The organism is Vibrio sp. CAU 1672 (genome assembly GCF_029223195.1).
Lineage (GTDB): Bacteria > Pseudomonadota > Gammaproteobacteria > Enterobacterales > Vibrionaceae > Vibrio.
In genome coordinates this window covers 62,085-75,162 of record NZ_JARHUF010000004.1, presented here as the reverse complement: position 1 = coordinate 75,162, position 13,078 = coordinate 62,085, and the positions used below count along the sequence as shown (strand labels likewise).

General features: G+C 52.6%; 13 protein-coding genes. 8 read left to right on the top strand and 5 right to left on the bottom strand.

All coding sequences use genetic code 11. The features are described 5' to 3' along the window. Window positions 1-23 precede the first annotated feature (23 nt). From P2G85_RS05730 to P2G85_RS05715, 4 genes are all read right to left on the bottom strand, one after another. Complete coding sequence (locus tag P2G85_RS05730) at window positions 24-362, bottom strand: DUF2799 domain-containing protein (protein WP_275863140.1); 339 nt, start codon at window positions 360-362, stop codon at window positions 24-26. 63 nt (window positions 363-425) lie between these two features. Continuing rightward, window positions 426-773: a gamma-glutamylcyclotransferase gene (locus P2G85_RS05725; protein ID WP_275863139.1), complete on the bottom strand. Its 348-nt coding sequence runs from the start codon at window positions 771-773 to the stop codon at window positions 426-428. 48 nt (window positions 774-821) lie between these two features. Beyond that, window positions 822-4,595, bottom strand: a complete 3,774-nt coding sequence (locus P2G85_RS05720; RefSeq protein ID WP_275863138.1) for a translocation/assembly module TamB domain-containing protein — start codon at window positions 4,593-4,595, stop codon at window positions 822-824. Then, window positions 4,592-6,301, bottom strand: coding sequence for an autotransporter assembly complex family protein (locus tag P2G85_RS05715; protein ID WP_275863137.1), 1,710 nt, complete (start codon window positions 6,299-6,301; stop codon window positions 4,592-4,594). The genes P2G85_RS05720 and P2G85_RS05715 overlap by 4 nt, the downstream gene beginning before the upstream one ends. A gap of 168 nt (window positions 6,302-6,469) precedes the next feature. On the opposite strand from P2G85_RS05715, the gene msrA reads away from it, so the two are divergent. After that, window positions 6,470-7,108, top strand: a complete 639-nt coding sequence (gene msrA, locus P2G85_RS05710; RefSeq protein WP_275863136.1) for a peptide-methionine (S)-S-oxide reductase MsrA — start codon at window positions 6,470-6,472, stop codon at window positions 7,106-7,108. Window positions 7,109-7,151: 43 nt separating this feature from the next. Here msrA and P2G85_RS05705 read toward each other — a convergent pair whose 3' ends face one another. After that, window positions 7,152-7,352: a DUF1107 domain-containing protein gene (locus tag P2G85_RS05705; RefSeq protein WP_275863135.1), complete on the bottom strand. Its 201-nt coding sequence runs from the start codon at window positions 7,350-7,352 to the stop codon at window positions 7,152-7,154. Window positions 7,353-7,552: 200 nt separating this feature from the next. Here P2G85_RS05705 and P2G85_RS05700 point away from each other — a divergent pair, with 200 nt between their 5' ends. The 7 genes from P2G85_RS05700 to P2G85_RS05670 all read left to right on the top strand — a co-directional run bounded on the left by P2G85_RS05700 (window position 7,553) and on the right by P2G85_RS05670 (window position 13,076). Next, window positions 7,553-8,104: a YtfJ family protein gene (locus P2G85_RS05700; protein ID WP_275863134.1), complete on the top strand. Its 552-nt coding sequence runs from the start codon at window positions 7,553-7,555 to the stop codon at window positions 8,102-8,104. A 168-nt stretch (window positions 8,105-8,272) separates the two neighbouring features. Then, a complete protein-coding gene (locus P2G85_RS05695) occupies window positions 8,273-8,572 on the top strand; it encodes a DUF2607 family protein (RefSeq protein WP_275863133.1) in 300 nt (99 codons plus the stop codon). Window positions 8,573-8,667: 95 nt separating this feature from the next. Then, window positions 8,668-9,312: a DUF2796 domain-containing protein gene (locus P2G85_RS05690; RefSeq protein WP_275863132.1), complete on the top strand. Its 645-nt coding sequence runs from the start codon at window positions 8,668-8,670 to the stop codon at window positions 9,310-9,312. A gap of 52 nt (window positions 9,313-9,364) precedes the next feature. After that, a complete protein-coding gene (locus tag P2G85_RS05685) occupies window positions 9,365-10,093 on the top strand; it encodes an ABC transporter ATP-binding protein (RefSeq protein WP_275863131.1) in 729 nt (242 codons plus the stop codon). Continuing rightward, a complete protein-coding gene (locus tag P2G85_RS05680; protein ID WP_275863130.1) occupies window positions 10,090-11,349 on the top strand; it encodes an ABC transporter permease in 1,260 nt (419 codons plus the stop codon). The genes P2G85_RS05685 and P2G85_RS05680 overlap by 4 nt, the downstream gene beginning before the upstream one ends. A 7-nt stretch (window positions 11,350-11,356) precedes the next feature. Beyond that, complete coding sequence (locus P2G85_RS05675; protein ID WP_275863280.1) at window positions 11,357-11,848, top strand: DUF3299 domain-containing protein; 492 nt, start codon at window positions 11,357-11,359, stop codon at window positions 11,846-11,848. A gap of 325 nt (window positions 11,849-12,173) precedes the next feature. Next, the gene (locus P2G85_RS05670) at window positions 12,174-13,076 is read left to right on the top strand and encodes a TIGR03899 family protein (RefSeq protein WP_275863129.1); all 903 of its coding nucleotides are present in this window, start codon (window positions 12,174-12,176) and stop codon (window positions 13,074-13,076) included. Window positions 13,077-13,078: the final 2 nt, after the last annotated feature.

Here is a 13,078-nt window from a genome sequence, read left to right as displayed (position 1 = left end):
CTCCTTAACCATCAGGCCCGGCGTTAGTAACGCTTGCTGCCTCGTAATGTCTTTCCAAGCTCGTACTCACGGTGGAAGCGGTCATCCACGTCATCACAGATGCCACGGTAATAACGCGTACTTTCACCCAGAGAAAACGCATCCTGAGCACAGTAATTTTTTCTACCTGCTTCGTACCCTTTGCTGTATGCCGCATAAAGCTCGTCGTCTTTGTGAAACTCGTGCTCAGCGAGCTTGGTGTAGCCGGCTTCAGCTCGCTGGATTCCGTACTGTTGCCATTCCATGCTGTCATTGCTGCTTGGCGCCTGAGAAGACGCACACCCTGCCAGCACCAGCATTAAAACCGGTGATAGATATTTCATCTCAGACCTCCTGAGTCCTTGTACATATCACCACTGTTTTTACGTGACTCGTTGAGGGATAGTTCACACCCGCTGACACCAGTCTCCGGAGGCGATCTCTTCATTCAACAACTCGGAATCCTGATACAGATAAATCCACGCCTGACCAAAAGGTGTACTGATACTTTCGCGGCGGTATTCCACCGGCACATCTTCGAGCTTATCCAGCGCGTGCAGGGTCTCATCATCAATCAGGTATACTTCTCCAAGAATCGAACGCTGCCCATGCGAAACCGCCGGGCACAGGCCCAGATCATACAAGGCAAACTGAGCATCCGTTTCATGATGGCCCAAAAACTGCGCCGTGCGTAAAAAGTGGTGGTTAGACTCACCCTGACGCAAGGTTCCGTAGACAAACACCAAATGCTGCATAACTGCTCCTTGTTGAGCGCCGGATAGGAAGCCGGCCCCCCACCCGAGTTAGTCAAATTCAAACTGGTAAAGTAAGTCGACTGCACTGTCGACACCGGAAACCGCTTCCAGATACAGATCCTTCATCAAGCGATAGCGCACGGTAAACTCACCCATCGAGTTAAAAATCCCCACGCCATATTTCACCTGTAACCCCGGTAAAATATAACCACTCACCGTAACCTGAGAATCATCACCAGAACCGGCCGTATCCAGCTGCAAGTCCTGTACGCCAAACGCCTCACCAATTTCCCCGACCACTTGACCACTCTTGGCCAGACTCAAACCGATTAAGGTGGTTGTCATGGCGTTGCCTCCGGACTCGGCATCAATATTCTGACCTCGTAGTAAATAAGATAGCGCATTTGCCTGCGGCATCGCAGGTTCAGAGAAAATTTCTACCTCAGGTTCACTGGCAGGGCCGGTGACCCGTACGCCGGCAATCACATCATCTTGAGTGTTATCCGGGTTGCGGACCGCCTTAAATGAGACATACGGCTGATCCGCCGGGCCATTCATCAGGATCTTACCTTCACGGATCAGCAAATCCTGTCCAAAGGAGCGATACGAGCCATCAATGATATTCACTTCACCGACAATAAATGGCCCTTTGTCTTTTTGCGTCACATTCAGTTTGCCACGCAGGTTGCCTTTCAGGCCAAATGCTGACAATTTGAAATCATCACCGATCCTGATGTTAACATCGGTTTCAACATTGAACGGGATGACCTCTTCACCATTGATGGGCTGGCCGTGTTTATCCAGCAGCACCTGATCCGCAGAGACACCGACCGCACTCGCTGGCAGCTCTTCAATAGCGATGCGTCCCCATGGCAGGTTAATGTCGCCGGTCACTTTCGCCAGCTTAGGAGTAACATCAATGATCATGTCCGGCTCAACCGTGATCTTCACCATCGGCGGCAGATCAACGTTCAAGGCCCTGGCAAACACATGCGCATTAAGGCGCCAGTCTTGCAGATCCTGCCAGTCTGCCGCACCGGTGACTTCCAGTTTGCCATCCGGAGTCTCGATCCCGGCCCTCAAGTCGGCCTGGTGGCCGTTAAAGTCGATGACCACATTGCCTTGCTCGACATCTACTTGGGTCACCTCACCTTTCAGCATGAGTTGCTCTAAAAGCAACTGCCCCCGGACTTGCGGATGCTGGGCATTGCCGGATAAGGCCAGATCCGTGTTAATGTTGCCCCGGAACAAACTGTACTCCCCTCCGCCGAGCAAGGGAGCTAAAAAGTCCAGCTTAAAGGTGGACAGCGCCAGTTTACCGTCAATCAGCGGCTGTTCAGATGACACCGCCTCCAAGGTCACATTACCACTCAAATCCCCATTGTCAGTAACATCCAGCAACCAATCGGCTTGCAGGGTATCCTGCGCCAGGTTGGCATTAACCTCCACGCTGTCCCAGCCCAGGCCTATCGGCTGCTCAAGCGCCTGTTCAACCTGACCAGGCGGCAGTTGCAAACTAAGCGTCACTTCTGGCAGCGCTTTTGCCGCCCAGCGGGCAAACAACTGAGCATTCACCTGCCCCTGTAGTCTGGTCTGCTTGGGGATGAAATGCTCAACCTGGGCGAAGTCAAAATCATAAACCGCCAGCTTCGCCTCTCCTGACTCTCCCAGCGTAGTATCTTCACTCAGGCAGAGCCGCGACTGTGCCTGCAGCCAGCAATGCGCCTGCACATCCGCCGTTTGTTTGGCGAGATTGAGCGCAATGTCGGTCGAACGTTGCAAACGCCATTCCCCCTGGACACTGCTCAGTTGCATCCGGCGCAGCGCCCCTTGCCACAACATCTCGGGTTGCTGCTGGAGACGCCCTTCAATACGCAAACTGGTAGAAAGCAAATCAGAAATCACATCTAAAGTCAGGGCATGGGACTGCTCATCGCCGGATAAGGTCAATGCGACCTCATCGACCACGATGTCATCATAATTAATGTTCTTTGCCACCAGTGTCAGGTCGGCCTCAGGCGAAAACACCGGGCTGACATCACCTTGCAGCAACACGCTTTCGACTTGGGCTTGCTGCTGCCAGTTCAGGCGATTTAACGCCAGATCCAAACGAATATCAGGCTGCTTTAACGGCCCGCGCAACGCAATTGAGCCTTTCATGTCACCCTTGAGCTCAGGTACGCTCTTCACAAACTCCGGGACATTCACCTCCAGATCCATCATCCAGCGTTTATCTAACCGGCCTTTGGCGTGCAACTGGTTAGGGCCGTGCGACAGGACCAACCCCTGAGAGTTGAGTTTGTACTCGCCGTTACCATTGCGGTCTTCGGCATCCAGCTGCCCGGCAACATGCAGTGGGTAACCACGCAGTATGCCGTTGATGTCCAGCTTGGGTAAGCTGATCTGCCAGCCTCCCTGCTCCGTCAGCGAGCCCGATGTGGCAACCTGCCCACTGATGTCCCCCTCCGCCTGTGGCCACTGCAATCCCGGCTGAATATGGCTTAAGTCCAGCTCAGCTTGCCAGTTGAGCGGCGCTGCCCAGTTCGCCATGATCTGGCCAGACAGCTCACCGCCAAGCGTTTTAACCGCCAGTTGCTCAAGGTCGATCTGCTCCAGCGAGCCCTGACCTTGTAAAACGATATCCAGTTCGGGGATGGTTTTTCCGCTGACGACCGTTTCCAGTGCAAGGCGGTAACGCTCCAGTGAACCACTGGCAGTCAGGCTCGGCAGCATGATCTGATAATCACTTTCACCGTTCAGTGGCCACTGAGCCTCAACCTGTCTGAGCGAAATATCAAACGGCAGTTGCTTTTTAAGCGGCTGCAACTGAGCGGCAATCTCCGCCTGTACCCGATCAGCTAAGCGCGCCTTAAGCTTAAGGTTGCCCACAGAGCCGGAGGTCGACAACGACAGCCTTTGCCCCTCAAACTCAGCCTGCTTGAGCAAAACGTCAAGCCGGGCGCTGAGCGGATAGTCACCAGAAAGCGTAACCTGACTGCTGAGCAAGGCTTCAACTTGTGGCATGTCCAGCTCAAGGGTGGTGACATTGACTTGATCGCCACCCGCTTGAGCAGTTAAGCCGAAGTGATTGACCTGCAAGGGTTGCTCACCAGTCAAATGAAAATCATGAATGTCGATACGCCTGGCATCGACCGTCAGGGGAAGCCTGATTTCGGGCAGAACAATGTCCTGGCGCACCTGTGGCTCAGGCTCAGCGGCCAGCGGTTCGGCGCTCTCCTCCGGTGACTGTACTGCTGCAAGCAGCAGATTAATCGACTGCCAGTGCGTTGGCGCAATCACCAGGCGATCACCCTGCATCGACAATGCCGTCGCAAAACTCTGCCAGTCAACATGATGACCTAGAATATTCAGTTCAACCTGGTTGAGCCGGACCTTATTGACAAAAATTGGCAGTGGCGTACTGACCGACTGCAGCGCTGGCGCGTCCTGTGGTGGCGATTGTTCCGATGCTGGTAGGGCTGGCATCTGCACATTAACCCCCTGTAGCAACAGTTCATCTACGCACACTTTAGGGTCAAAAAAACAGCGGAAGTTAACCGCTAACGCCAGACTCTCAACCCTGGCATCAAGGTTAAGCGAGTCATTGACAAAACTGACATCCTGCAGTTCAAAACGCGGGAACAAAGCGCCCTGCACCTGACCGACCTTCAGTGATGGCAGGGCTTGCTCTGCCCCCCAGCTGAGCAGCTTTAGCCCCGGGTGAGTAAACAGGACGGTACCAAGCAGTAACGCCAGTAACAGCACCAGGCCGAAAAAACTGAGTGAGAGCCATTTGGTCCACTTAAGTGCACGCTTCATCATAATTCAGGCCCCAGGGAGAAGTGGATACGGAACTCGTTATTCGGTTTGGCATCAAGCCCCCAGGCAAAATCAAAGCTGACCGGCCCAACCGGTGATGCCCAGCGGATCCCGACCCCGGTCCCCGCTTTCCACTCCGGGGTATCGTTAAATGCATCACCGTAATCATAGAAAGCCGCCAGCCACCACTTATCATAAATCCGATACTGGTACTCTAACGTACTGCTTGCGGTGTACTTAGCGCCGGTCAAGGCACCACTTTCATCGCGCGGCGAGATCGACTCATAACCGTAACCACGTATGTTGTTGTCACCACCGGCGAAAAACCGCAGCGACGGAGGCAACTTATCAAACTCATCGGTGACATTGGCCCCGCCCTCAAGGCGGAACAATCCGCGGTGATCCGTACCGATCCCCCGGATCCATGCCGTACGCCCCAGAACGCGGAGCACCCGGGTCTCTGACAACAGGGCAGGATCAGCGTACTCCAGGGTCACGATTTGCTTGTCGCCCCACATGGGCATGTTCCCGCCACGAGTACGGGTACGGGAAAAAGTTACCCCCGGCAAGACAAAATTCACCCCGTCTTCCTGCAAACCCTGAGAATAGTTCTCATAGAGGTGGCGGACAAACAACGTTTTGTGCCAGCCGCCATCACTCAGCCAGTGGCGCTCAAGTGCCAGGTTGGACTCCAGGCTCTGGGTATCCCGGTTATCTAAGTGTTTCAAACCAAACTGCAGCTGATAGTACTGGCGCAGTACATCGTCCATCGGGATTTTATAGCCCGCTGTCACCGTCTGCTCAGGTTTGGACAATGATAACGCCGTATTAAAACTGTGCCCGCGGCTGCTGACCCAGGGTTTTTTCCACTTTAAGGTTCCCCGTACGCCCACATCGGTGGAATAGCCGATACCGGTTTCGAGCTGGTTTCTTGCCGCCGGTTGCAGCGAGACGTTAACCGGCAGCTCGCGTCCTTCATCCAACTGGCTCAGATCCGGTTCAACAAACACCGATGAAAACCAATCGGTATTCGACAGGTTCTGGTTGTACTCGCCGATCTGGGAGACTAAATAGGGCTCACCTTGTTCAAACGGCCTCAGCGAAGCCACCCGGTCTTCCCAGATTTGGCTGCCACTGATGGCTAACGGGCCAAAATGGTAACGGATGCCACTGCTGTAATGTAAGCGAACATTGGCTTGATTCAGCTCCGGAATCACCTCCAGCCGGCTCAAGGTGAAGTCACCTTTAAAGTAACCTTTCTGCAGTGCCAAATTGCGAATGCCCGATTTAAGGCTGTCATACTCACCATGGTGAAGGATGGCGCCGGCACGCAACGGGGAACGGGCAATCAAATCGAGAAACTCTTGGTCTTGGTTGGCTTCGCCTTCCAGCACCACATCAAAATCAGCGATGATCACCGGTGGCCCCGGATCAACCGTCACGATCAGTTCATCATCATTTGGAATAGCGTATGAAATATTGGCATGATAATAGCCGAGCGCATTCAGCGCATCGGTGATACTTTGTTCTAAGCGGGACTGAAAGCGCAATGAGATCGAATAATCCTCCTCGGGAATCGAAGTTACATACGCGTCCACATTATCTTTTAGCGCCCCTTCTAGCCCCTCTATCGAAAGAGAGATTTCAGCGTGAGCACCATGAGGGAAGATAAGCAGGCTGACAACAATTGGGAGAACTTTTCTTATCATGCTTTTTTTAATCGGATAAGGTTAAATTAACGTAAACAATCATACCGCCAATTACAGGCTAAGTCTGTAATATAAATAGCTTTCCGTCATTGTGTGTCAGCGCCGCCTCAGACTCGATCAGAGTGACAACCTTTGCCGATATAAGACATGTACACAAGGACACCTAACATGCTCAACAAACAGACCATGATCAGTATAGATGATGCCCTGCCAGGCCGGGACGAGCCGATGGCCATCAACGACGTTCACTTCGTGAATCACACCCGCTTAACCGCTCAGCCCGACGAGCATCAACAACAGATTTTACTGGCCATGGGCTGCTTCTGGGGGGCTGAACGCTTGTTTTGGCAACTAGAGGGCGTGATCTCAACCTCCGTCGGCTACGCCGGCGGGTATACCCCCAATCCAACTTATGAAGAGGTCTGCAGCGGAAAAACAGGGCATGCCGAAGTGGTCCGGGTGATTTTTGATGAGCGAGTGCTCACTTTACAACAGCTTCTGGCGACATTTTGGGAGCAGCACGATCCCACCCAGGGCATGCGCCAGGGGAATGATCTCGGCACCCAGTACCGCTCCGCTGTCTATACTTATTCCCCACACCAACAAACCATTGCCGAAGCTTCTAAACAGCGCTACCAACAGGCGCTGACGGAGGCGCAGCGCAGCGCCATCACCACCGAAATTGTACCGGCAGGCCCGTATTACTACGCCGAAACCTACCACCAGCAATATCTGGCCAAAAATCCTCAGGGCTACTGTGGTTTAGGCGGCACCAGTGTTTGTTTTCCGCCGGACCTTCAACCATAGACACAAAAAAAAAGCGACCAGATCGCTCTTTTTCTCCATCAGATCATACTGCCAGTGTGGCGATCAATTGATTCACTTCTTTAAACACCGACAACTGTTTCGCATCATTAATATCCGGTAGCAGCACTTTTCCATTATCAAAACGGAACTCACCAATACCATCAATCGCAAAGGTACCTTTAAACCACGTCTTAACAAAGCGCGCCACCTGATGGGGACGATAGACCGCAAACTCACGTAACATAACCAACCTCAATATCCTTTTGAGTGCATATCAACTGCTCTATTCCGGCAATCGTTGCGTCGCGCCTATTCTAGCAAATATTAACGCCTGCGCAACATTACCAAACCTTGTACGTTAAATTATTGTTAATGACGGTCTACATTTTTATTCAGTGACAGGCTATAATCGGAGCGTTTTAACCACATATGGAACATAACAATATGAAAACTAAGACTCTCCTCCCGCTTTTGTTCGCATTTTCTCCGGGCCTGGCCCTAGCCCATAACCTCTCGGTCGGCAGTACGCTCCCAAGTGCCGAAGTGCAAGCTTACGGTGAAATCGTGCTCCAGGGTGACGGCACAGCCTTTCAACCTTGGGCGACACAACACATGACCGGTAAAGTCCGTGTGATCCAGGCGATCGCCGGACGCAGCAGCGCCAAAGAAATGAATGCCCCGCTGATGACCGCGATCACTGCGGCACAGTTTCCGCCAGAGAACTACCAGACCACCACGATTATCAATCAGGATGACGCCATCTGGGGGACCGGTTCATTTGTCAAATCGTCGGCCCAAGACAGCAAAAAAGAGTTTCCCTGGTCGTCAATGGTGTTAGATGAAAACGGCATCGTCGCTAGCTCCTGGGCGCTGCAGGAACAAAGCTCCGCTATCATCGTGCAAGATAAGCAAGGCAAGATCTTGTTCATCAAAGAAGGCGCGCTGTCTACCGATGAGATCAACCAGGTGCTAGGTCTTATCAAGCAGAATATCTAAATCGCTACTGGTTCCTTGCTCACCGTGGGGCAGGAACCCCTCTCTCCCCGGCTTTAAATCCGCCTTCTCCGACCTACCGACATAATTTGCGCCAGACTGACAAAAGAGTGAACTTTTAGCGAAAATGGATGTTATATTATAACATTGGGTATCATATTGGGCTGTAGGATGCATTCTCGCTGGCAAGCAATCACACATCATTGGCGTCGCACTGTTGTACTGTTCAGTGTCGCGTTGCTGATTGCATGGAACTTTGCCACCATCTCCCATCAGCTCGATCTGGTGCCAGAACACCACAGCCACCACCACTGCCAAATGTTTGCCGGAGCACAACATGGCCTGGCGCAAGCCCTGCCGGCACTCACGACACCACCAGTTCAACATTCGGCGCACTCAGATTACGCAGAAAGGCAAGCTCATTCTCACAAGGTCCGTCACACGGCGCGTGATCCCCCGTATTTTGCTTAATCATCAGAATATCCATACCAAAACACCACGGCGTTACTCGGGCGTTTCTTCGCACCATTACGCATTTATGATTAAAGTAAAATTAGGATTACACCATGCCATCTAAATCTGCTTTGGCTCTTGTTATCGGCCTGTCTCTATCTGCTACGGCAGTTGCCGATGAATACCGTCAGCACAGTGCTCACGTTCATGGACACGTTGAACTCAACATTGCCCAGGACGGCAAAGATCTTTTAGTTGAAGTCACGGCTCCGGGGGCTGATGTTGTCGGTTTCGAACATGCACCGGAAAATGCCAAGCAAGAACAGGCGCTGAAACAAGCAATGGCGACGTTAGAGGACGCCAGTGCCCTGTTCACCATCAACGCACAAGCAAAGTGCCAAGTTGCACAAGCACACGCGACACATACACTCGGTGGTAATGGCCACGACAAACATGCGCACAGCGACCAACAACACGATGAACACCACGATCATGATGAACATGCACACCATGATCATGATGACCACCATGACCACGATAATCACAATGACCATGAAGATCACGGCCACGCGGGTCATGGCGAGTTCAGCGTTGAGTACCGCTTCCTGTGTGAACAGGTTGCAGAGCTGAGCAACATCAAAACCGGGTGGTTCGAGCATTTCCCGGGCACAGAATCGATCAGTGTCAACCTGTTCACTGACACGACTCAGTCCGCCACCAGGCTGAGTAAAGAGAACGCCCAGATCGCAATCAAATAACTCAATCAGCGTGTAAGTACCCACTTACACGCTATTGCTTTGGTGATTAACTATGACGGATACCATCTCCAACGTTGTGGAGCTTAATGATGCCCGGTTTGTCTGGCCCGGCTCAGATAGCACGACCATTAATATCCCGCACTTGCATATTGCTACTGGCGAACATGTCTTTATCAAAGGCCCGAGTGGGTGCGGCAAATCGACGCTGCTGGCCCTGCTGACCGGCATTAATACCCTCAGCTCTGGATCTTTATCTGTATTGGGTACGGATTTGGCGGGCTTAGCCGCGAGTCAAAGAGACAAGTTCCGTGCTGAGCACATCGGTTATATCTTCCAACAATTTAACCTGCTGCCATATTTAAATGTGGTTGAAAATGTCCTGCTGCCCTGCCAGTTTAGCCAGGCAAGGCGCAACCGGGTTGCGCCAGGTGCCTCGTTGCAAGCCCTGACCGAGCATGCCACAGGGCTGCTGGCACGGCTTCATCTGCCCGAAGAACTGCACACCAAACCGGTTTCTGAACTGAGCATTGGTCAGCAACAACGAGTCGCTGCAGCCCGTGCGCTGATGGGCCACCCAGGGTTAGTAATTGCTGATGAACCAACCTCAGCGCTGGATCATGACAACAGAATGGCCTTTATTGAGCTGCTGATGGAACAAGCCAACCAGGTCAATGCCACCTTAGTGTTTGTCAGCCATGACCCGACCCTCGAGTCGTTGTTCGATCGCACGATCAACCTGCCTGAAATTAACCAGTGCAGTACTACGGGAGGCCTGTCATGAGCGCTGTTGCCAGACTGGCATGGAAGAGCCTGATGAACCGTAAAGCAACCGCCTTGCTCACCGTGATGACGGTGGCGATTTCCGTCATCTTGCTACTCGGGGTAGAACGCATCCGGACTCAGGCCAAACACAGCTTTGCCAACACCATCTCCGGTACGGATCTCATTGTGGGTGGCCGTTCTGGTTCGGTTAACCTGCTGCTTTACTCAGTATTTCGCATTGGCAATGCAACCAACAATATCGACTGGAAAAGCTACCAGGAATTCAGTAACCATCGCGCCGTGGATTGGGCAATTCCGATTTCACTGGGGGACTCGCACAAAGGGTTCCGGGTGATGGGAACCAACGGCAGCTACTTCGAACATTACCAGTACGGAAGTAAGCAACCACTAACCTTCTCTCAGGGTAAGCCATTCCACGGCTTATTTGAGGCGGTGCTCGGCTCGGATGTCGCCAAGCAACTTGGCTATCAGATGGGGAGTGAGCTTGTCATTGCCCACGGTATCAGCGATGTCGGCTTCAGCCGCCACGACAACCTGCCCTTCACAGTGGTGGGCATTCTTGCGCCCACCGGAACGCCGGTTGATAAAACGGTTCACGTTTCACTCGAGGCCATTGAGGCAATCCATGTCGGCTGGGAAAGCGGTGCGCGTCTGGGTCCCACCCCCAGCGCCGAAGAACTTGATGCCCGAGACTTTCAGCCACAACAGATCACTGCGATGTTAATTGGCCTGAAGTCGCGCATCCAGACTTTTGCCCTGCAAAGACAAATCAATACCTATCCACGGGAGCCTCTGAGTGCGATTATGCCCGGAGTAGCCCTGCACGAACTGTGGGGCATGATGTCGGTTGCAGAACAAGCGCTGATGGCCGTCTCCGGCTTTGTCGTTGTGGCAGGCCTGCTCGGTATGCTCAGCAGCCTGCTCACCAGCTTACAAGAACGACGGCGTGAAATGGCGATCCTGCGTGCGATGGGCGCTCGCCCCCGCCACGTGTTCTCGCTATTGATCAGTGAAGCAAGTTTACTCACCGCATCTGGCATATTCTGTGGCGTGGCCGGACTGTATGGCCTACTGGCACTGGTACAGCCGATCGTACAACAAACCTACGGGATACATCTGGCGTTAAGTACACTCTCATCATATGAGTGGATGTTACTGGGTTTTGTGCAGTGCGCAGGCATTGTAATTGGTTTCATTCCGGCGCTCCGCGCTTACCAGCAATCATTGAGTGACGGAATGACAATAAGGATTTAAGGACATGATGATTAAAAGATATTTAAGTGTTATCGCACTATTTTGGCTCACTGCGGCTCCGGCAATGGCCGACCAGCCGCTGAAACTGGATTGGATCGACTTGGTCCCGGAGTCTGAGCGTAACCTGTTTGACAGTGTCGGTATGCCGGCCATGGATCATTCGGGTGAGGCGGTGCAGCAATCGAAAATGGGCAACGTTCGCCCGGAGTTGAATGGCAGTGAGGTGAAAATTCCGGGATTCGTGATCCCTCTGGAAGGCGATGCCAACATGATCACCGAATTTTTATTGGTGCCTTACTTTGGCGCGTGTATTCACGTCCCGCCGCCGCCGCCAAACCAAATTATCTATGTCAAGTTTCCGGCTGGCGCGCCAGTACAAGAGCTGTGGGATGTGATTTATGTGGTCGGTACGTTAAAGACCGAAGTAATGAACCATGAACTGGCCGAAACTGCATACATTATCGAGGGTACGGCGATTGAGGCCTACGACGACCAGTAGTCCCTAACCTTACCATAAGCACCGGGCGTCGATTGGCGCCCTTTGTAGCGGCTCAATGAATATACTGGGATAAGTAGACTAATACCGCGACATACAACACCAAAAGAAGCGCTATCGACAAGTGCTTTTTCGCTTTATTCTCTCCGGAATACTTCATAAGCCCTCCTAAATAACGATAACAACCTTAACAATTTATTATCATCTTGAGTAGCCCAATTTTGTAAAAATGCCGACCAGCTTCACTGGCTGAGCGCTGCGTTCCGGTGTACATTGGATGCGGTGATGGCACTTTTCTCCATCACGCTTGCTCTTGGTAGGAAGAAGTATGGCTGAATCAACTAAACAACCCGTCGTTATCGAACATCAACCCCATGCCGGTAAAGATACGCAAGACAAGAAGTCGAGCTATATCAAAGACAGTGCCACCCGTATTCTGGCCATCGCGCAAAGCCACGGCGTCGATGCTCTGCTGCAATCCGAGCCGCCTGCCAAACCTGCATTGGAAAGGGCCCAGCTGCGTGCGCAGCGCTACCAGGAGCTCAGACAAAAAAACCTGGAAAAAGTCCTCAAGCTGGCTCACGGCAGTTGCCGGGATGAGACCGCCGGCGAGCCCGACCAGGACTGGCTACACCGTTTTTTTGATATGGCACAGGACATCCACAACCCGTCGATGCAGAAACTGTGGGCCCAGGTACTCAAGCGTGAAGTAACCAACCCGGGTTCAACCTCGGTCAAATCACTGAAAATTTTGCGGGACATGACGCCCAAGGAAGCGCAGATTTTACAACGCGCTGCAACACTGGCCTGCAGCTTTGGCGGCGAGCAAAGTCGCAAACTGCTACTGGGATATAAAGCCCACAATGGGTTGTTCCGGCTGGGGAAAAGAGAACAGAGTCAGCATATCAACCTCGGCAGTTTCCAGTTACCTTACTCAAGCTTGCTGGTGTTGATCGAGCTTGGTTTACTGCACAGCACCGAACTGGAGTCCGGTGAGATTGGCGTAGAGACCCCACTGCATCTCAGCTATCAAGGGAAAAATTTAGCGCTGCAGGCCAACAGCAAAGGAGTTCGTTTGCTGTATTACCGCTTCACTCCCACCGGCAACGAACTGTGCACGCTACTGGGTCATAAAGCCAATCCCCAATACCAAGACCAGCTCATTAGCTTGTTAAATCAGAAGTTTATCGTTAACTCAGAGGGTGGCGGCAGCGTCAGTCACAGCGTGTAAAC

Bases quoted from the DNA above. Each gene is read 5' to 3' on its own strand.
- P2G85_RS05730 (WP_275863140.1), bottom strand. From the start codon at position 362: ATGAAATATCTATCACCGGTTTTAATGCTGGTGCTGGCAGGGTGTGCG.
- P2G85_RS05725 (WP_275863139.1), bottom strand. From the start codon at position 773: ATGCAGCATTTGGTGTTTGTCTACGGAACCTTGCGTCAGGGTGAGTCT.
- P2G85_RS05720 (WP_275863138.1), bottom strand. From the start codon at position 4,595: ATGATGAAGCGTGCACTTAAGTGGACCAAATGGCTCTCACTCAGTTTT.
- P2G85_RS05715 (WP_275863137.1), bottom strand. From the start codon at position 6,301: ATGATAAGAAAAGTTCTCCCAATTGTTGTCAGCCTGCTTATCTTCCCT.
- msrA (WP_275863136.1), top strand. From the start codon at position 6,470: ATGCTCAACAAACAGACCATGATCAGTATAGATGATGCCCTGCCAGGC.
- P2G85_RS05705 (WP_275863135.1), bottom strand. From the start codon at position 7,352: ATGTTACGTGAGTTTGCGGTCTATCGTCCCCATCAGGTGGCGCGCTTT.
- P2G85_RS05700 (WP_275863134.1), top strand. From the start codon at position 7,553: ATGAAAACTAAGACTCTCCTCCCGCTTTTGTTCGCATTTTCTCCGGGC.
- P2G85_RS05695 (WP_275863133.1), top strand. From the start codon at position 8,273: ATGCATTCTCGCTGGCAAGCAATCACACATCATTGGCGTCGCACTGTT.
- P2G85_RS05690 (WP_275863132.1), top strand. From the start codon at position 8,668: ATGCCATCTAAATCTGCTTTGGCTCTTGTTATCGGCCTGTCTCTATCT.
- P2G85_RS05685 (WP_275863131.1), top strand. From the start codon at position 9,365: ATGACGGATACCATCTCCAACGTTGTGGAGCTTAATGATGCCCGGTTT.
- P2G85_RS05680 (WP_275863130.1), top strand. From the start codon at position 10,090: ATGAGCGCTGTTGCCAGACTGGCATGGAAGAGCCTGATGAACCGTAAA.
- P2G85_RS05675 (WP_275863280.1), top strand. From the start codon at position 11,357: ATGATTAAAAGATATTTAAGTGTTATCGCACTATTTTGGCTCACTGCG.
- P2G85_RS05670 (WP_275863129.1), top strand. From the start codon at position 12,174: ATGGCTGAATCAACTAAACAACCCGTCGTTATCGAACATCAACCCCAT.